General features: G+C 73.2%; 16 protein-coding genes and 1 pseudogene. 5 read left to right on the forward strand and 12 right to left on the reverse strand.

What is annotated here, in order from left to right:
* Positions 1-579, forward strand: coding sequence for a MarR family winged helix-turn-helix transcriptional regulator (locus VKK44_RS03805; protein WP_343445453.1), 579 nt, complete (start codon positions 1-3; stop codon positions 577-579).
* A gap of 104 nt (positions 580-683) precedes the next feature.
* Here the strand turns inward: VKK44_RS03805 and VKK44_RS03810 are convergent, their stop codons facing one another.
* Entirely contained in the window at positions 684-2,351 is a 1,668-nt protein-coding gene (locus VKK44_RS03810; RefSeq protein ID WP_343445454.1) for a PP2C family protein-serine/threonine phosphatase, read from the reverse strand.
* A gap of 129 nt (positions 2,352-2,480) precedes the next feature.
* Entirely contained in the window at positions 2,481-3,746 is a 1,266-nt protein-coding gene (locus tag VKK44_RS03815) for an ROK family protein (RefSeq protein ID WP_343445455.1), read from the reverse strand.
* 52 nt (positions 3,747-3,798) lie between these two features.
* Here VKK44_RS03815 and xylA point away from each other — a divergent pair, with 52 nt between their 5' ends.
* The 3 genes from xylA to VKK44_RS03830 all read left to right on the forward strand — a co-directional run bounded on the left by xylA (position 3,799) and on the right by VKK44_RS03830 (position 7,963).
* Positions 3,799-4,986, forward strand: coding sequence for a xylose isomerase (gene xylA, locus VKK44_RS03820; RefSeq protein ID WP_343445456.1), 1,188 nt, complete (start codon positions 3,799-3,801; stop codon positions 4,984-4,986).
* 11 nt (positions 4,987-4,997) lie between these two features.
* Entirely contained in the window at positions 4,998-6,425 is a 1,428-nt protein-coding gene (gene xylB / locus VKK44_RS03825) for a xylulokinase (RefSeq protein WP_343445457.1), read from the forward strand.
* Between the two features lie 107 nt (positions 6,426-6,532).
* Positions 6,533-7,963 carry an MFS transporter gene (locus VKK44_RS03830; protein WP_343445458.1) on the forward strand — a complete coding sequence of 477 codons (1,431 nt, stop codon included), beginning with the start codon at positions 6,533-6,535 and terminating at the stop codon, positions 7,961-7,963.
* A 56-nt stretch (positions 7,964-8,019) separates the two neighbouring features.
* On the opposite strand, the gene VKK44_RS03835 is transcribed toward VKK44_RS03830, so the two are convergent.
* The 5 genes from VKK44_RS03835 to VKK44_RS03855 form a co-directional block, all read right to left on the reverse strand.
* Positions 8,020-9,663, reverse strand: coding sequence for a glycoside hydrolase family 13 protein (locus VKK44_RS03835; RefSeq protein ID WP_343447648.1), 1,644 nt, complete (start codon positions 9,661-9,663; stop codon positions 8,020-8,022).
* Positions 9,664-9,703: 40 nt separating this feature from the next.
* Positions 9,704-10,774 (reverse strand): LacI family DNA-binding transcriptional regulator, encoded by a 1,071-nt coding sequence (locus tag VKK44_RS03840; RefSeq protein WP_343445459.1) that lies wholly within the window; start codon positions 10,772-10,774, stop codon positions 9,704-9,706.
* Between the two features lie 67 nt (positions 10,775-10,841).
* Entirely contained in the window at positions 10,842-11,801 is a 960-nt protein-coding gene (locus VKK44_RS03845) for a carbohydrate ABC transporter permease (RefSeq protein WP_343445460.1), read from the reverse strand.
* Between the two features lies 1 nt (position 11,802).
* The gene (locus VKK44_RS03850; RefSeq protein WP_343445461.1) at positions 11,803-12,852 is read right to left on the reverse strand and encodes a carbohydrate ABC transporter permease; all 1,050 of its coding nucleotides are present in this window, start codon (positions 12,850-12,852) and stop codon (positions 11,803-11,805) included.
* A 73-nt stretch (positions 12,853-12,925) separates the two neighbouring features.
* Positions 12,926-14,266 (reverse strand): ABC transporter substrate-binding protein, encoded by a 1,341-nt coding sequence (locus VKK44_RS03855; protein ID WP_343445463.1) that lies wholly within the window; start codon positions 14,264-14,266, stop codon positions 12,926-12,928.
* 238 nt (positions 14,267-14,504) lie between these two features.
* Here VKK44_RS03855 and VKK44_RS03860 point away from each other — a divergent pair, with 238 nt between their 5' ends.
* Positions 14,505-15,281, forward strand: a complete 777-nt coding sequence (locus VKK44_RS03860; RefSeq protein ID WP_343445464.1) for a peptidoglycan DD-metalloendopeptidase family protein — start codon at positions 14,505-14,507, stop codon at positions 15,279-15,281.
* Positions 15,282-15,323: 42 nt separating this feature from the next.
* Here the strand turns inward: VKK44_RS03860 and VKK44_RS03865 are convergent, their stop codons facing one another.
* The 5 genes and pseudogenes from VKK44_RS03865 to VKK44_RS03885 form a co-directional block, all read right to left on the reverse strand.
* Positions 15,324-15,821, reverse strand: a complete 498-nt coding sequence (locus VKK44_RS03865; RefSeq protein WP_343445465.1) for a TspO/MBR family protein — start codon at positions 15,819-15,821, stop codon at positions 15,324-15,326.
* Between the two features lie 144 nt (positions 15,822-15,965).
* Positions 15,966-16,112 carry a GPGG-motif small membrane protein gene (locus VKK44_RS03870; RefSeq protein ID WP_013288160.1) on the reverse strand — a complete coding sequence of 49 codons (147 nt, stop codon included), beginning with the start codon at positions 16,110-16,112 and terminating at the stop codon, positions 15,966-15,968.
* Positions 16,103-16,880 (reverse strand): annotated as a pseudogene (locus VKK44_RS03875) (metallophosphoesterase family protein). Before VKK44_RS03875 ends, VKK44_RS03870 begins: the two are co-directional and overlap by 10 nt.
* Positions 16,881-16,890: 10 nt before the next feature.
* Positions 16,891-17,100 carry a hypothetical protein gene (locus VKK44_RS03880; protein ID WP_343447650.1) on the reverse strand — a complete coding sequence of 70 codons (210 nt, stop codon included), beginning with the start codon at positions 17,098-17,100 and terminating at the stop codon, positions 16,891-16,893.
* Between the two features lie 56 nt (positions 17,101-17,156).
* Positions 17,157-17,738 (reverse strand): nucleotidyltransferase family protein, encoded by a 582-nt coding sequence (locus VKK44_RS03885; protein WP_343445466.1) that lies wholly within the window; start codon positions 17,736-17,738, stop codon positions 17,157-17,159.
* Positions 17,739-17,778: the final 40 nt, after the last annotated feature.

The following is a 17,778-nucleotide window of genomic DNA, read 5'->3' on the forward strand; positions in this document are numbered from 1 at the left end:
ATGTCCGCCGCACTGGACGAGGCGGCGGGCACCCTGCTCTCCGTCTGGGAGGCGGCCCGGGAGCGGACCACGAGCCGCCTCTCCAGCGCCCAGTTGCGCGCGGTGATGGTCGTCGAGCAGTACGACGGGATCAACCTCCGCCGGCTCGCCTCGCTGACCGACATGCTGCTCTCCTCCGCCAGCCGGCTCTGCGACCGGCTGGTGGCGGCCGGGATGCTGGAGCGGGAGCCGGGCCGCCACGACCGCCGGGAGATCTCGCTGCACCTCACCCCCGCGGCCAACCGGCTCCTGGCCGAGCTGCGCGCCGACCGGCGGCGCCGGCTGGCTCTGATCCTGGCCGGCATGAGCGCCGAGGGACGGGTGGCGCTGCTGCGCGGCATGCGGGAGTTCGACGAGGTCGGCCGCCGCGACGAGGCGACCGTGGCCGAGGACTGGCCGGTGCTGCGTCCCTCCGGCGAGCGGATCAGCGACCCGCTGGCCGGTCTGGGCGCGACCTCCCGGCCCGGTCGGCCGGTCGCGCCCCGACCGCCGGCCGAGCCGGTCCCGCCCGACGAACCCCCGGTGGTGCGCACCGCCTGACATCGCGCCGGCGCCGCCGTCCGCCGGCCGTGGACCCGGTCGGCCCGGTCCGGGTGGTCGGGGGGACGCGACGAGCGTCTCCGGCCCGATCCGGCAGGACGGGCTCACCCGGCGGCCACGGCCAGCATGGCGATGTCGTCGTGCGGCTGCCCGCCGAGCCACTCGTCCACGAGTTGGAGCACCCGGTCGACGAGCGCGGCCGGTGGCAGCCCGGCCCCGGAGGCGAGCGCCTGCCGCAGCCGGTCGTCACCGAACATGGCCGGCTCGGTGGGGCCGCCCCGGGCCTCGGTCACCCCGTCGGTGTACGCCAGCAGCAGGTCACCGGGAGCCAACCGCACCTCGACCTGGACGAACCGGGCCGTGGGCAGCGCGCCCACCGGCATGCCGCCCACCCGGACCGCGTCGATCCCACCGCCGGCGCGGATCACCAGCGGCGCGGGATGCCCGCCACCGGCCACCCGGACCAGCAGCCCGCCGTCGGGTTGCCGGCTCAGCATGCCCAGCAGGAGCGTGGTGAACTGGGCCCGCGAGGCCGCGCCCGGAGCGTCCAGCAGCGCGCGGTTGAGCAGCTCCATCAACTCCCGGGGGCGCTGCTCGACCAGGCGCAGGGTCTGCAACGACTGGCGTACCCGCCCGGTCAGCACGGCCGCGCCGACGCCCTTGCCGCAGACGTCGCCGAGCGCGAACAGGCCGCCGTCGCCGGTGGGGAACAGGTCGTAGAAGTCGCCGCCGATGCGCAGGCTGTCCCCGGCGGCGCGGTATCCGCCGGCCAGCGTCATCCCGGGCAGGCGGGGCAGCTCCGGCGGGAGCAGGCTGTTCTGGAGCACCCGGGCCAGGTGGCTCTGCTCGCCGTACAGCTCGGCGGCGGCCAGCGCGGCACCGGCCCGGCCGGCGAACTCTCGGGCCAGCGCGATCTCCCGTTGGTCGAAGCCGGCCCGGTCGGGACGGCGGGCCAGGATCAGCGCCCCGGCCGGCCCGCCGGCGCTGGACATCGGGCTGATCAGCACGGTGCCCGGCCGGCCGAAGTCGGCGGGGAGCACCTCGGCCAGGTCGGCCAGCTCGGCGTCGAGCCAGGGGCTGGGCGCGGTGAGATCGCCGTCGAGCGCCTCGACCAGGCCGGGGACGGACTCCACGGTCCGCCAGCCGGCCACGCCGGCGGTCGGCCCGGAGTCGCCGGTCGCGTACCGGACCCACTGCGGCTCGTCCTCGGCCGGTGGCGGCGGTCGGTGCACCACCACGGCGACGTCGGCCAGGTAGGGCACCGGCAGGGCGACGGCGGCGCGCAGCGTCTGGTCGCGGTGCAGGGAGAGCCCGAGCCGGCTGCCGGCCTGGGCCAGGAACGCGGTCCGGGACCGCTCGGCGAGCAGCGCGTCGGTGCGCGCGTGCTCCTCGGTGACGTCGCGCACGTACCAGGCGCCGCGTTCCCCGGCCAGCCCACGCCGCAGGCCGCGCAGCCGCCGGCCGTGGTGCTCGGTCTCGAACGTGTCGGCGCCGTCGCGGGCCGCCTCGGCCAGCGCCGGCACCCGGCAGCCGGCCAGGCCGACGCCGGGCGTCAGCTCGGGGAGAAGCTCCGCCGCCATGGCGTTCACCAGGGTCACCCCGCCGGTCGGGTCGACCGTCACGACGGCCTCGGCCAGCCCGTCCAGCAGCTCGCGGGCGAGCCGGTCGTCGGCGGGCAGCCCGACCCCGGCCACCCGCCGGGGTCGTTTCCTCCAGCCGTGTCCACCGCCGCTGACCGGCTCGGCGACACCGCCCCGGGGCGCGGCGGTCACCGCCGCTGGCCGGGCGCTTCGGTCGGTCGACCGGTGTGCATGCTGTCGGTGCGCTCCTCGTCCGAGAACCGGTTGCCTCGCGGCAAGTGTACCGAGCGGGGGCGACGGATGCCCGTCGAGGACGGCCGGCTAACCGGTGGCGCCGCGGGCGAGCCAACCGACCGGGCGGTCGACGATCCGGCGTACCACCGAGGTGGCGCCGCCCACCGCGGCCGACTGGGCGCCGAGCGCGGCGGGCCGCACCGTGACCGGCGACCAGGCGGCGGTGAGCACCCGCTGGGAGACCTCCGCCACCACCGGTGGGCACAGCCACGGCGCGAGCGGGGCGTAACCGCCGCCGAGCACCACGGTGTCCAGGTCCAGCAGGTTCACCACGCCCGCCACCGCCACACCGAGAGCGACGCCGGCGTCGGCGAGCGCGGCCAGCGTGGCCGGGTCGCCGGCCCCGGCCAGGTCGGCGAGCCGGGTGGCGGCGGTGTCGGCGGGCAGCTCCGCGCCGGGCAGCCCGGCGGCGGCGAGGATGGCCTCCTGGCCGGCGTACCGCTCCAGGCAGCCCCGGCCCCCGCACCGGCAGGGCCGCCCCTGCGGCTGGACCGGGAAGTGGCCGATCTCTCCGCTCCAGCCGCGTGCGCCCCGGTAGAGCGCGCCGTCCAGCACGATCCCGGCGCCGATGCCGATCTCGCCGGTGATGTGCAGGAAGCTGCGCGGGCCGGCCGGTCCCGCGTACAGCTCGCCGAGCGCCGCCAGGTTGGCCTCGTTCTCCACCACCAGCGGCGGGACGCCGTCGACCGGCTCGACGAGCGGACGCCCGGCGAGCAGCGCCGGCACGTCCACGTCCCGCCAGCCGAGGTTCGGGGCCAGCCGGACCAGGCCGCCGTCGCCCACCAGGCCGGGCACGGCAAGCGTCGCGCCGGCCAGCGTCAACCCGTCGCGTACGGCGGCGGCGCGCGCCTCGGTGGCCAGCGCGGTGAGCCGGGCGAGCGCGTCGGCGGGGGAGACCGGACGCAGGTCGGCCCGGCGGACCAGGTGGTGCCGGACCGTGCCGGTCAGGTCGACGACGCAGGCCGCCAGGTAGTCGACGTTCACCTCCAGGCCCAGCCCGGCCGGGCCGTCGGCGGCGAGCACCAGGCCGCGCGCCGGCCGTCCCGCCCCGGTACGCGGGGCCGGCTCCGCCTCGGCGACCAGTCGCCCGGCGATCAGGTCGTCGACGACGGCGGAGACGGTGGCCCGGGTCAACCCGGTCCCGGCGGCGAGCCCGGCCCTCGACGGCGGCCGGTCGGCGGCGGCGATCCGCCCGAGCACGACCGCGAGGTTCAACTCGCGCAGGCTGCCCTGCCGGACCGCTCCGGCGGTGCTGGCGGTGGTCACCACTTGACACTGCCACATCCCCGCCATTTAATTCAACCGCTGAACAAATCGCGGACGACACCACCATCCGGAGGTCCCCATGGCACCCCGTCCCACCCCCGCGGACAAGTTCTCCTTCGGTCTCTGGACCGTGGGCTGGACGGCCCGCGATCCGTTCGGCGAGGCTACCCGGCCCGAGCTCGACGCCGTCGAGGCGGTGCACCGACTCGCCGAGCTGGGCGCGTACGGGATCACGTTCCACGACGACGACCTGGTCCCGTTCGGCGCGGACGCGGCCACCCGCGACGCCCGGCTGAGCCGGTTCCGCAAGGCCCTCGACGAGACCGGCCTGGTCGTGCCGATGGTCACCACCAACCTCTTCACCCACCCGGTGTTCAAGGACGGCGGCTTCACCAGCAACGACCGCGACGTGCGCCGGTACGCGCTGCGCAAGGTGCTGCGCAACGTCGACCTCGCCGCCGAGCTGGGCGCGAAGACGTTCGTCATGTGGGGCGGCCGGGAAGGCGCCGAGTACGACCTGGCCAAGAACGTGGGCGCCGCGCTGGACCGCTACCGCGAGGCCGTCGACCTGCTCTGCCAGTACGTCGTCGACTCCGGTTACGACCTGCGCTTCGCCATCGAGCCGAAGCCGAACGAGCCGCGCGGCGACATCCTGCTGCCCACCGTCGGCCACGCGATCGCGTTCATCTCCACCCTGGCCCGCCCGGAGATGGTCGGGCTCAACCCGGAGGTCGGCCACGAGCAGATGGCCGGGCTCAACTTCGCCCACGGCATCGCCCAGGCGCTCTGGCAGGGCAAGCTGTTCCACATCGACCTCAACGGCCAGCGCGGCATCAAGTACGACCAGGACCTGGTCTTCGGCCACGGTGACCTGCTCAACGCGTTCGCCCTGGTCGACCTGCTGGAGCACGGCGGCCCGGACGGCGGCCCGGCGTACGACGGCCCGCGCCACTTCGACTACAAGCCCTCCCGGACCGAGGACATCGACGGGGTGTGGGCGTCGGCCGCCGCGAACATGAGCACCTACCTGCTGCTCAAGGAGCGGGCCAAGGCGTTCCGCGCCGACCCCGAGGTGGCCGAGGCGCTCGCCGCCAGCCGGGTGGCCGAGCTGTCCACGCCGACGCTGAACCCCGGCGAGGGCCACGCCGAGCTGCTCGCCGACCGGACCGCGTTCGAGGAGTTCGACCCGGAGGCCGCCGGGGCGAAGGGCTTCGGCTTCGTCCGGCTCAACCAGCTCGCCGTCGAGCACCTGCTCGGCGCGCGCTGAGGCGGGCCGCCATGCCGCTCGTCGCCGGGGTCGACTCGTCGACCCAGTCCTGCAAGGTGGTGGTCCGGGACGCGGAGACCGGCGCGCTGGTCCGGCAGGGCCGCGCGCCGCACCCGGACGGTACCGAGGTCGACCCGTACGCCTGGTGGGACGCGCTGCGGGCGGCCGTCGCCGAGGCCGGCGGGCTGGCCGACGTGGCCGCCGTCTCGGTCGGCGGCCAGCAGCACGGCATGGTCTGCCTGGACGAGTCGGGCGAGGTGGTCCGGCCGGCGCTGCTGTGGAACGACACCCGCTCCGCCGACGCCGCCCGGGAACTGGTCGAGGAGGCCGGCGACGGGGAGACCGGTCGCCGGTTCTGGGCCGACGCGACCGGCGCGGTGCCGGTGGCCAGCTTCACCGCCACCAAGCTGCGCTGGCTGGCCCGGCACGAGCCGGCGAACGCCGACCGGGTGGCCGCGGTCTGCCTGCCCCACGACTGGCTGACCTGGAAACTGGCCGGGGCCCCCGGCCTGGACGCGCTGCGCACCGACCGGGGCGATGCCAGCGGCACCGGCTACTGGTCACCGCGTACCGGCGAGTACCGGCTCGACCTGCTGGAGCGTGCCTTCGGGCGGCGACCGCGGGTGCCGGTCGTGCTCGGCCCGGCCGAGGCGGCCGGGCAGCTCGACCCGGCGGCGCTCGGCGGCGCGGGGTCCGGTGCCGCCGGTCGGGTCCTGCTCGGGCCGGGCACCGGCGACAACGCCGCCGCCGCGCTCGGCGTCGGGGCCGGGGCCGGCGACGTGGTGGTGTCGATCGGCACCTCCGGCACCGTCTTCGCGGTCGCCGACACGCCCGCCGCCGACGCGACCGGCGCGGTCGCCGGCTTCGCGGACGCCACCGGCCGGTTCCTGCCGCTGGTCTGCACGCTGAACGCGGCCCGGGTGCTGGACGCCACCGCGACCCTGCTCGGCGTCGACCTGGACACGCTCGGCGAGCTGGCGCTGTCCGCCCCACCCGGCGCGGACGGGCTGGTGCTGGTGCCGTACCTGGAGGGGGAGCGGACCCCGGACCGGCCGCACGCCACCGGCAGCCTGCACGGCCTCACGCTCGGCACGTCGACCCCGGCGCACCTGGCCCGGGCCGCCGTCGAGGGGCTGCTCTGCGGGCTGGCCGACGGCCTCGACGCGCTGCTCGCGCAGGGCGCCCGCGCGGATCGGATCATCCTGGTCGGCGGCGGCGCCCGATCCGCCGCGGTCCGGCGGATCGCGCCGCAGGTCTTCGGTCGCCCGGTGGTGGTCCCGCCGCCCGGCGAGTACGTCGCGGACGGCGCGGCCCGGCAGGCCGCCTGGGTGGCGCTGGGCGGCGACACCCCGCCGGCCTGGTCCGTCGGCGACACCGAGGAGCACACCGCCGAGCCGGTCCCCGCCATCCGCGAGCGCTACGCCCACGCCCGGGGGTAAGGAAGGGCCCCTGTTGACGCCTCGCGCATAACAGGGGGCCCCGCCTGACACCGGACGCGTCGGGGGGTCGTGCTGCGCGGGAGACGTAAGCCTGGTTGGCTGCCGGCATGAGCGGCACGAGGGTCTCCCGGCGCGGGAACGCGGCACACCGGTTCTACAGCGTCGTGGTCTTCGTCGTGCTCGCCTCGCTGGACAACGTGGCGATCGGCCTGGTACCCCCGCTCTACGGGCCGATCTCCGGCGCGCTCGGCGTGCCGCAGCGACTGCTCGGCCTGGTCACCGCCGTCAGCTTCCTGGTCAGCGCGGTGGCGGCGGTGGGCTGGGCGTACGTCGGCGACCGCACCAACCGCAAGCCGCTGCTCATGGTCGGCACGCTGATCTGGGCGGCCGGCACCGGCGGCAGCGCGCTGGCCGGGCACTACCCGACGTTCCTGGCCGCCCAGCTCGTCGCCGCGGTCGGGCTGGGCGCGGTCGGCTCGGTGGGCTTCTCCGTGGTCACCGACCTGATCTCGCCGCGCCGCCGCGGCCTGGTGATGAGCTTCTGGGGCCTGTCCCAGGGCGTCGGCACGCTGGCCGGCACGCTGGTCGGCGGGCTGCTCGGCGCGACCGACTGGCGGCGACCGTTCCTGCTGCTGACCGGCGTCGGCCTGGCCGCCACCATGGCGTACCTGTTCACCTACGACATCCGGCGCGGGCAGAGCGAGCCGGAGCTGGCCGGGGCGTTGGACGCCGGTGGCGAGTACGACTACCGGATCAGCCGCGCCGACCTGCCCCGGATCCTGGCCCGGCGGACCAACCGCTGGCTGATCCTCCAGGGGCTCACCGCGCAGGCCGCGTTCGGCTCGCTGGTCTGGCTGCCGGTGCTGTTCAGCCAGCGGGCCGAGGCGCAGGGCTACTCGGCGGCCACCGCCGTGGTGGTGGGCAGCGTCTTCGCCACCCTGTTCCAGCTCGGCGGCGTGCTGTCCATCGTGGGTGGGCTGGTCGGCGACGCGCTGCAACGGCGTACGCCGAGCGGCCGGGCCCGGGTCGCGGCCGTGGGCGTCCTCGCGGCCGTGCCGTTCTACCTGGTCCTGTTCTTCGTGCCGTTGCGCATCGACGTGCCCGACGGCGGCAGTTCCGGCGCGGTGGTGGCGGCGGTGCTGTCCAGCGTGCTGACCGAACCGACGATCGGGCTGAGCCTGCTCACCGCCGTGGTCGCGCTGGCGCTCACCTCGGCCAACTCGCCCAACTGGTTCGCGCTGATCGCCGACGTCAACCCGCCCGAGCACCGGGGCACTGTCTACAGCCTCGGCAACCTGGTCAACGGCGTCGGGCGGGCGGCCGGCAACGGGCTGGTCGGGGTGGCGTTCGCCGCGCTGCGGGTGGCGTTCCCGCCGCCGCTGAACTACGCGGTCGGGCTGGCCGCGTTCCAGCTCTTCTTCGTGCCGACCGGGATCATGTACTGGCTGGCGGCCCGCACGTCCCCCCGCGACATCGCGCAGGTGCGCACGCTGCTGCACGCCCGCGCCGACCGCCTCGAAGGCGGGGCCCCCTCCTGACAGTGAGTGTCAAGCGGGGCCCCGCCCATGCGGGAGGCGTCAAGCGGGGCCCCTCCTTACCCCCGGAACCACACCGTGACGTCGGTGGGCACCGTGGAGCCGTCGAGCGGGGCGCTGGAGACGAGCACCGAAGCCCCGTCCGGCAGCGGCGCCGGCGCGGTGCCGAAGTTGGTCAGCACGGTGAGGTCGCCGTTGGTGAACGTGAGCACCTCGTCGCCGGAGGAGAGGAACCGCATCGGGCCCCGGGCCAGCCCGTGCTCCCGGCGCAGCCGCAGCGCGGCGCGGTACAGCTCGTACGTCGAGCCGGACACCCCGCGCTGGCGGTCCAGCGCGTACTCGGCCCAGACCGGCGGCTGGGGCAGCCAGCTCGCGTCGGTCGGACCGAAGCCGTACGACGGGGCGTCGGCCTCCCACGGGATCGGCACCCGGCAGCCGTCCCGGCCGCGCTGGGTGTGCCCGCTGCGGGCCCAGGTCGGGTCCTGCCGGGCCTCGTCGGGCAGCGTGGTGTGCTCCGGCAGCCCCAGCTCCTCACCCTGGTAGAGGTAGGCCGAGCCGGGCAGCGCCAGCATCAGCAGGCTGGCCGCGCGGGCCCGGCGCAGGCCCAGCGCCACGTCCGGCTGCGGGTCGTCGACGCCGACGCCGTTCATCCGCCCGCCGCCGGTGGTCAGCCCGAGCCGGGAGGCGTGCCGGACCACGTCGTGGTTGGACAGCACCCAGGTGGTGGGCGCGCCGACCGCGTCGGTGGCCTCCAACGAGCGGGTGATCACCGCGTACTGGGCGGGAGCGGTCCAGGCGGCCACCAGGTACTCGAAGTTGAACGCCTGGTGCATCTCGTCCGGCCGGACGTAGCGGGCCAGCCGCTCGGCCGGCTCCACCCACGCCTCGGCGACCAGGACCCGCTCCCCGGCGTACGAGTCGAGCAGCCGCCGCCACTCCCGGTAGACCTCGTGCACGCCGTCCTGGTCCCACATCGGCGGCCGGGGCTTGTCCGCCTCGGTGCCGGAGAGGATCTCCTGCGGCTCCTGCCAGTCGGCCAGGTCGGCCTGCTTGATCAGGCCGTGCGCCACGTCCACCCGGAACCCGTCGACGCCGCGGTCCAGCCAGAAGCGCAGCACGTCGAGGAACTCCGTGCGGACCTCCGGGTTGTCCCAGTTGAGGTCCGGCTGGCCGGGGTCGAACAGGTGCAGGTACCACTGCCCGTCCGGCAGCCGGGTCCAGGCCGGGCCGCCGAACACGCTCTCCCAGTCGTTCGGCGGCTCGGCGCCGTCCGGGCCCTTGCCGTCGCGGATGACGTAACGCTGCCGTTCCGGGCTGCCCGGCGCGGCGGCCACCGCGGCGGCGAACCAGCGGTGCGCGGACGACGTGTGGTTGGGCACCAGGTCCACGATCACCCGCAGGCCGCGCGCCCGGGCCTCGGCGATCAGCTTGTCGGCGTCGGCGAGTGTGCCGAAGAGCGGGTCGACGTCCCGGTAGTCGGCGACGTCGTAGCCGGCGTCGGCCTGCGGGGACGGATAGAACGGGGACAACCAGACCGCGTCGACCCCCAGCTCGGTGAGGTGGTCGAGGCGGGCGGTGATGCCCGGGAGGTCGCCGACGCCGTCACCGTCGGAGTCGGCGAACGAGCGCGGGTAGACCTGGTAGATGACCGCCTCGGTCCACCAGCCGGTGGCCGGGGCCTGCTGCGTCGCGTCGGTGTTCAGCGCCTTCTCCCTGTCGTGTATGCGGGACGAACGGGTCCGTTCAGTGTGCCCGGGGCGGCGCGGTCGAGTCCCGCACGACCAGCCGAGTGGGGAGGATCACCGAGGCCGGTGTCCGCCCGTCGGCGGCGGCCCCGCGCGGCACCGGCACCAGGCCGGGGTACGGGTCGGTGACGCCCGCACCGAGCGGGTCGAGCAGGATGCGGGCGGCGAGGCGTCCCTGGTCGGCGGCGGGTTGGGCGATGGTGCTCAGCCCGAGCACGCCGGCCAGGTCGTGGTCGTCGATGCCGATCACGCTCACGTCCTGCGGCACCCGCAGCCCGGCGTCGCGCAGCGCGGTGACCGCGCCCATCGCCATCTCGTCGCAGGCGGCGAAGATGGCGGTCGGCGGCTCGCCGCGGGCCAGCAGTTCGGCGGTGGCGCGGGTGCCGCCGTCGATGGTGAACCGGGACTCGACGTCGAGGCTCGGGTCGGGCCGGAGGCCGGCCGCGCGCAGCGCCTCCTGGTAGCCGCGCCGCCGGTCCAGGTGGGTGGTGAAGGCCAGCTCGTCGTCCGGGTCGCCGGTGATGTGCGCGATCCGGGTGTGCCCGAGGCCGAGCAGGTGCCGGGTGGCGGTCCGCGCGGCGGCCAGGTCGTCGATCCGGACGCAGGGCCAGCCGGGTACGCCGCTGCCGGAGCTGATCGTCACGCCGGGCAGGTCGAGTTTGGTCAGCGCGTGCACGTCGGCCGCGCGCAGCGGGGTGGCGACCAGGATGATGGCGTCCACCCGCTTGTGCAGGCTGGCCGTGCGCAGCACCCGCTGGCGGGTCTGCTCCCGGCCGCCCAGGTTGTAGAGCAGCAGGTCGTAGCCGTTCTGCTGGAGGTAGTCCTCGACCGCCTCGACCACGGTGCCGAAGAACCATCTGGTGATCCGCGGGACCACCACGGCGACGGTGCCGGTCCGGCCGCCGGCCAGCCGGGAGGCGCTGGGCGAGACCGCGTACTGGAGCTGCTCGGCGGCGGCGAGCACCCGGCGGCGGGTGGCGGCGGACACCGTCGGCAGGCCGCGCAGCGCGCGGGACACGGTGGCCGTGGAGACCCCGGCCAGGCGGGCGACGTCGTCAATCTTGGTCATCGTGGCTCCCCGCTGCGACCCGGTGTCCCGCCGCCGTCGGTCGTGCCGGCGGCGGCGGGACGGTGGATCAACCTTTGACGCTGCCGGCGAGCAGGCCCCGCACGAAGTAGCGCTGGAGGGACAGGAACACGATCAGCGGCACCACGATCGACACGAACGCGCCGGCCGTGAGCCGCTGCCACTCGTTGCCCTTGGTGCCGGCCAGTTCGGCGAGCCGGACGGTGAGCGGGGCGGTCTCGTCGCCGCCACCGGCGAAGATCAGCGCGACCAGCAGGTCGTTCCAGACCCAGAGGAACTGGAAGATGCCGATCGCCGCCAGCGCCGGGGTGATCAGCGGCAGCACGATGGTGCGGAAGATCTTCGGGTGGGTGGCGCCGTCGACCCGGGCGGCCTCCATCAGGTCGCCGGGGAGCTGCGAGATGAAGTTGTGCAGCAGGTAGACGGCGAACGGGAGCGCGAAGCAGGTGTGCGCGAACCACACCTGGGCGAACTTCTGCTCGTCGACCAGGTCCCACGCGGGGAGGATCTGCACGCCGGCGACGGTGACGCCGGTGGAGAAGAACCGCAGCAGCGGCACCAGGGCCATCTGGAGCGGCACGATCTGCAACGCGAAGATCCCGATGTAGAGCCAGTCCCGGCCCCTGAAGTTGATCCAGGCCAGCGCGTACGCGGCCAGTGACGCGAACGCGATCGGGAACAGCACCGACGGGATGGTGATCGCCAGCGAGTTGATGAAGTAGCTGGCGAGCTGCCCGGACGATCCGGTGCTGAACAGCACGTCCTGGTAGTTCTGCAGGGTGAACTGGGGGTCGCGGAAGAACGTCCACCAGCCGGTGGTCTTGATCTGGTTCTCGGGCCGGAACGAGGAGACGAACAGGCCGAAGGTCGGGACCGTCCAGAGCAGCGCGAGCACGATCGAGACCAGCGTGGCGGTGCGGCTGTTCAGCCGCTTACGGACCCGGGCGACCCGGGTGGTCGGCTCGGCGGCCTGGACGCCGGCTCCGACGGTGGGCGTGGCGGTGGTCATCTCAGCCCTCCCGCTGCTTACGCAGGTTGCGGATCTGGTAGATCACGAGCGGCAGGACCAGGATGAACAGGAAGACCGCGAGCGCCGAGCCCTGCCCGTTCTCGCCGTACCGGAACGCCTGGTTGTACATCTCGTTCGCGATCACGCTGGTGTCGTAGTTGCCGTTGGTCGCGGTCCGGACGATGTCGAAGACCTTGAGCGTGGCGATGGAGAGCGTCACCACCACCACGATCAGCGCCGGCCGGATGCTCGGCATGGTGATCTGCCAGAACATCTGCCACGGGCTGGTGCCGTCCAGCCGGGCCGCCTCGATGATGTCCGCCGGGATGGCCTTGATGGCCGCGGAGAGCACCACCATGGCGAAGCCGGCCTGGATCCAGATCATGATCACGATGAGCAGGAACGTGTTCAGCGGCGAGTCCAGCAGCCACTGCCTCGGCTCGCCGCCCAGGCTGACCACGATCTGGTTGAGCAGCCCGATCTGCTCCTGGTCGTCGCCCCGGTAGGCGTAGATGAACTTCCAGATGATGGTGGCGCCCACGAACGAGATCGCCATCGGCAGGAAGATCAGCGACTTGGCCGCCGACTCGAACCGGGCCTTGTCCACCAGGACCGCGTAGATCAGGCCGAACCCGCTGGCGACCAGCGGCACCAGGAGCACCCAGATCAGGGTGTTGAGCAGGACCCGGACGATCGAGTCCTCGGCGAACATCCAGGCGTAGTTGTCCAGCCCCACCCAGTCGGTGCTGCCCGAGTCCATGAACGAGAGCAGCGTGGTGCGGATGGCCGGGACCACCAGCCCGATGGTCAGCAGCAGCAGCGTCGGCAGCAGGAAGAAGAACGCGAAGACGCCTTCGCGCGGCTTGTGCCGGCGGGGCAGCGGGGCCCCGCCCGCCGTGGCCGCGACCAGGTGCGCCTCCCGACGCCGGGCGAACCAGGTCGGCACCACGTCGAGGAGCAGGAGCAGCCCGCCCACCACCGCGACGAAAGCGATCAGCCCGTACATCAGCATGAGGAACTTCGGCTGTTCCGCCGCGAAGTCGAACTCCATCAACCCTCCCTCAAGGGTTCGGATGCGCCGCGGGCGGCCCGGCCCGGGACACGGACCGGGCCACCCACGCGGATCACTTCCAGCTGCCCTCGATGTCGTTCAGGACGGTGGTGGTGTCCTTGCCGTTGATCCAGGCCACCATGCCCTTCCAGAACGTGCCGGCGCCGACCGCGGCCGGCATCAGGTCCGAGCCGTCGAAACGGAAGACGGTCTTGGGGTCCTGGAGGATGCCCACGGAGAGCTTGTCCACCGGGTTCGGGACGTTGTTGATGTCCAGCTTCTTGTTCGCGGACACCCAGTCACCGATCTTGGCGCGGCTGTTGGCGTACTCGCCGGAGGCCAGGTAGGTCTGCACCGCCTGGACCTCGGGCCGGTCGGCGAAGGCCGCGACGAACTCGCCGCCGCCCAGCACCGGCTTGCCCTTGGCCGGGTCGATGGCCGGGAAGTAGAACGCGAAGACGTCGCCGTCCTCGGCCACCTTGGTGCCCTTCGGCCACTGGTTGGCGTAGAAGGACGCCTGGCGGTGCAGCGCGCACTTGCCGGTGGTGATCGGCGTGCCGGCCTCCTGGAAGGAGGTGGTGGCGATGCTCTTCACGCCGCCGAAGCCGCCGTTGACGTACTTCTCGTTCTTCAGGATGGTGCCCGCCTGGTTGACGGCGGTGGCGACCTGCGGGTCGTTGAACGGGATGCCGTGGGTGGTCCACTTGTCGTAGACCTCCGGGCCGCCGGTGCGGAGCAGGACGTCCTCGATCCAGTCGGTGGCCGGCCAGCCGGTGGCGTCACCGGACTCGATGCCGGCGCACCACGGCTTGGTGCCGCTCGCCGCGATCTTGTCGCTGAGGTCGATCAGCTCCTGCCAGGTGGTCGGGACCGACCAGCCCTTCTCCTTGAAGGTCTTCGGCGAGTACCACACGAAGGACTTCACGTTGGAGCCCAGCGGGGCGCCGTAGAACTGGCCGTTGACGGTGCTGTACTTCAGCCAGTCGGGGGAGTAGTTCTGCTCGGCCATGGCCTTGGTGTCGCCGCCGGCCGGCTTCAGCTTGCCCGAGTCGACGAACCGCTTGAGCAGGCCCGGCTGCGGGATGAAGGCGATGTCGGGGGCGTTGCCGCCGTCCACCCGGACGGGGAGCTGGGCCTCGAACTCGCCGGAGCCCTCGTGGTCGATGTCGATGCCGGTGCAGTCCTCGAACTCCTTCCAGGACTGGTCGAGGCGGTCCGCCTCGATGTCCCGGATCGAGGAGTAGATCGAGACCTTCTTGCCGTCGTTGCCCTGGTACTTCTCGTATGCGGCGCACTCGGCCGAGCCCGCCTTGTCGCTCTTCTTGTCGTTGCCGGTCCCGCAGGCGGCGACGCCGAGCGCCAGCCCCAGCACGCCGGTGACCGCGAGAGCCTGGCGCGATCTGGCAAACGCCATGCCGATCTCCTTCCTTGCCGGCGCGCGGGGGAAGTCGAAAGCGCGCCGGTCCGATGGTCGTGCACACATGTAAGCGCTTGCATCCCGTTCCGGTCCACCCCCGGCCGGACACGGCCCGGTAACAATCCCGAAATTCGGACAACCCACCTGGGCGCGCTCCCACATATCTTCCGTCGAGCGGAACTTTCTGCCACGCTGTCCGCATCAGATTGAAGACTTTCAACATAGGAGGCAGTGGATGCGAAAGCGGTGGCTCAGTCTGGCGGCGGGCGCGGCGGTCCTGGCCGCGACCCTGATCCCGGCGGCGCCGGCGATGGCCGCGCCGACGTTCAAGGTCCCGTTCCCGTGCAACCAGTCCTGGTCCGGCCAGACACGCACCAACCACAGCCCGGCCAACGCGATCGACTTCAACCGCACCGACGACCTCGGCGACCCGGTCGTGGCCAGCGCGCCCGGCACCGTCGACGTGGTGACGAACCTCGGCGACACGAGCTACGGCAAGTACGTCCGGATCAACCACGGCGGCGGCTGGACGACCTACTACGCGCACCTCAACGCGTTCAACGTCTCGGTCGGGCAGACCGTGGGCTACGGCCGGGTGATCGGCTACGTCGGCACCACCGGCGGCTCCACCGGCCCGCACCTGCACTACGAGCAGCGCTCGAACGGCAGCGCCGTGAAGATCAATTTCAACGGCGCGCAGGCCCTCTACTGGGGCACGAAGACCTACACCAGCGACAACGGCTGCGCCGGCGCGGACACCGGCGCCGGCACGGTGAACACCGCCGGCACCGCCCTGACGGTCCGCTCCGGTCCGGGCACCGGCTACAGCGCGGTCGGCACGGTGGCCGACGGGGCCAAGGTGACGATCTACTGCCAGACCAGCGGCACCAGCGTCACCGGCACGTACGGCACCAGCTCGATCTGGGACCGGATCGGCTCCGGCCGGTTCATCTCCGACGCGTACGTCTACACCGGCTACGACGGATACATCCCCGGCGTGCCCCGCTGCTGATCCCGGCGGGCGCGGGGGCGTCGAGCTCCCGCGCCCACCCGGTCAGGAGTTCAGCCGCCAGATGGCGAGGTTGAGGGCGGCGGCGAACGTGACCCACGCCCAGTACGGCAGCATCAGCAGCGTCGCCGGCCGGGACACCCGCCGGAACAGCGCCACGGTCACGCCGATCGCCAGCCACATCAGCACGATCTCGGCGAACGCCAACCCGTAGCGGCCGGCGCCGAAGAAGAGCGGCGTCCAGATCGCGTTGAGCACCAGTTGGACGCACCAGGCCCAGAGCGCGGGACCGAACCCGACCCGGCGCCAGACCAACCAGCCGGCGATCGCGATGAGCGCGTAGAGCACCGTCCAGACCGGGCCGAACAGCCACGACGGCGGTGCCCAGGCCGGCTGTTCCAGGCTCTGGTACTCGGCGGAGGTGCCCCGGACGCCCAGCCCGCCGACGGCGGCGGCGACGAACGTGGCGGCGCCGAAACCGAGCAGTGCCCACCACCTCCGGGCCCCGGCGGTACGCCGGCCGGCGCGCTGCGACATCTCCATGGTCGAGATGTTGCCGCTCGCCTCAGGAGGCAAACCCGCCGGACGGAAAAACGCCGGGATCGTCGGGTCCGGGCGCTCCGGTCTGGGAGGACAGAGCGCCGGGCCCGACGACCCCGGCGGGTCTCGGGTGGTGCGGACGAGCGGTTACGTGTTGAAGATGCTGACGCCACCCGGGCCGACCAGCAGGCCCACGACGATGAGGACGATGCCCCAGAGGATCTGCCGACGGAAGAGGGCGAGAATTCCGGCGACCACGAGTACGACTGCGAGAATCCAGAGAATCAGCTCCATGGCGGCTGGATACCCGGGTGCCCGATCCCGGAAACCTCCCTCTCAGTCGGCCTGATCCCCGAGGTGGAAGACGCTGTAGGCCTGCTTGATCACGGGGTGCGCGACGTTGCGGACACGCACGCCGCCCGGCGTCGTGCCGCGCTCGGTGCCGTGGTGGGCGTGCCCGTGCAACGCCAACGCGGTGGGCGCCGAGTCGATCGCCTGCCCGAGCTGGTAGCAGCCGAGGAACGGGTAGATCTCCAGCGGCTCGCCGGCGAGCGTGTCCGGCACGGGGGAGTAGTGGGTGAGCGCGACCAGCGCGTCGCAGTCCAGGGCGAGCAGCGCGGACGCCAGCGCGTCGGCGCTCTCCCGGGTGGTGCGCACGAACGACTTCATCTCCGGCTCGCCGAAGTCGCTGGCGCACCGCCCGGCGAATCCGCCGCCGAAGCCCTTCACGCCGGCCACGCCGAGCCGCCCACCGGCGCACTCCAGCACCGTGCCGGTGCCCTCCAGCACGGTGATCCCGGCGTCCTCCAGCACCTTGACCACCTGCGGCACCTGGTCGCACTGGTGGTCGTGGTTGCCGAGCACGGTGATCACCGGCACGCCGAGATCGCCGAACTCCCGCGCCACGCAGCGCGCCTCGGCCTCGGTGCCGTGCCGGGTCAGGTCGCCGGCGAGCAGCAGCACGTCGGCGCAGTCCGGCAACTCCTCCAGCGCCGGACGGAACCGGCCCACCACGTCCTCGTCCACGTGCACGTCGCCGACGGCGGCGATCCGGATCACGATCGAACCTCCCTCACGGCAGCTCCTCCACCTGGGTGGGCGCCTGCGTACGGATCACACCGATGTCGCTGGTCACCGGCGTGTCCGGGAAGCGCTCGGCCACCCGCCGCAGGATCTCCTCGCGCCGGTGCGGGCTCTCCACCTCGCCGGTGAGCACCAGCCCGCGCTCGCGGCGCAGCACCGTGATGCCCTGCTCGGCCACGGACGGGTCCTCCGCCAGCATGTTCTGGATCTCGGCCTCGACGTATTCGTCGGGCGGCACGTCACCGGGCTGTCCGGTCACGGGGTCTCCCTTCCGCCGGGCACGCCGCCGGGCAGCACGTCCAGCCGGTCGAGCAGCACCAGGAACGCCTCCGCGTACGGCGAGTGCTGCGTTTCCTTGCGTACCCGGTCCCAGTCGATCTGTTCCCGCAGCGAGCGGGCGAGCGGCAGGGCGCGGGCGAAGTCGCAGTAGTGCTGGGAGAAGCTCAGCAGCTTGTGCACCATGAGCTGACTGGCCGAGAGCACCGGCATGTGGATCGCGTCGACCGGCCGCACGATGGTGTCGGCGAACGTCTCCTCGGTCACCGGGGTCTCGATCGGCCGGTGGATCAGGTCCACCATCCGGTCCTCGTCGTAGACCTTGACCAGCCAGTCCTCCGGCGGGCGCTCGGCGGTGAAGCCGGCCTCGACCAGCGCCTCCAGCGCCCGGTCGACGTCCGCCCCACGGATCAGGAAGTCGACGTCGTGGTCGCTGGAGTGGCCGCCGTGGGCGTACACCGCGAAGCTGCCGCCCAGCGCGAACGGGATCTCGGACTGCTTGAGCACGGCGGCGACCTTCTTGAGCGTGTGCACCAGGGTCTCGTCCCCGCGCTCGGCCATCTGGATCTCCCGTCGTCGTCGTGGGCGGTGAGATTGAGTG

Source organism: Micromonospora sp. DSM 45708, assembly GCF_039566955.1.
GTDB lineage: Bacteria > Actinomycetota > Actinomycetes > Mycobacteriales > Micromonosporaceae > Micromonospora.

Coding starts and splice junctions, on each gene's coding strand:
- VKK44_RS03870 (WP_013288160.1), bottom strand. CDS start 16,112: ATGGAGCTGATTCTCTGGATTCTCGCAGTCGTACTCGTGGTCGCCGGA.
- VKK44_RS03865 (WP_343445465.1), bottom strand. CDS start 15,821: ATGGAGATGTCGCAGCGCGCCGGCCGGCGTACCGCCGGGGCCCGGAGG.
- VKK44_RS03830 (WP_343445458.1), top strand. CDS start 6,533: ATGAGCGGCACGAGGGTCTCCCGGCGCGGGAACGCGGCACACCGGTTC.
- VKK44_RS03845 (WP_343445460.1), bottom strand. CDS start 11,801: ATGACCACCGCCACGCCCACCGTCGGAGCCGGCGTCCAGGCCGCCGAG.
- xylB (WP_343445457.1), top strand. CDS start 4,998: ATGCCGCTCGTCGCCGGGGTCGACTCGTCGACCCAGTCCTGCAAGGTG.
- VKK44_RS03805 (WP_343445453.1), top strand. CDS start 1: ATGTCCGCCGCACTGGACGAGGCGGCGGGCACCCTGCTCTCCGTCTGG.
- VKK44_RS03860 (WP_343445464.1), top strand. CDS start 14,505: ATGCGAAAGCGGTGGCTCAGTCTGGCGGCGGGCGCGGCGGTCCTGGCC.
- xylA (WP_343445456.1), top strand. CDS start 3,799: ATGGCACCCCGTCCCACCCCCGCGGACAAGTTCTCCTTCGGTCTCTGG.
- VKK44_RS03815 (WP_343445455.1), bottom strand. CDS start 3,746: ATGGCGGGGATGTGGCAGTGTCAAGTGGTGACCACCGCCAGCACCGCC.
- VKK44_RS03885 (WP_343445466.1), bottom strand. CDS start 17,738: ATGGCCGAGCGCGGGGACGAGACCCTGGTGCACACGCTCAAGAAGGTC.
- VKK44_RS03850 (WP_343445461.1), bottom strand. CDS start 12,852: ATGGAGTTCGACTTCGCGGCGGAACAGCCGAAGTTCCTCATGCTGATG.
- VKK44_RS03855 (WP_343445463.1), bottom strand. CDS start 14,266: ATGGCGTTTGCCAGATCGCGCCAGGCTCTCGCGGTCACCGGCGTGCTG.
- VKK44_RS03880 (WP_343447650.1), bottom strand. CDS start 17,100: ATGCTGGCGGAGGACCCGTCCGTGGCCGAGCAGGGCATCACGGTGCTG.
- VKK44_RS03840 (WP_343445459.1), bottom strand. CDS start 10,774: ATGACCAAGATTGACGACGTCGCCCGCCTGGCCGGGGTCTCCACGGCC.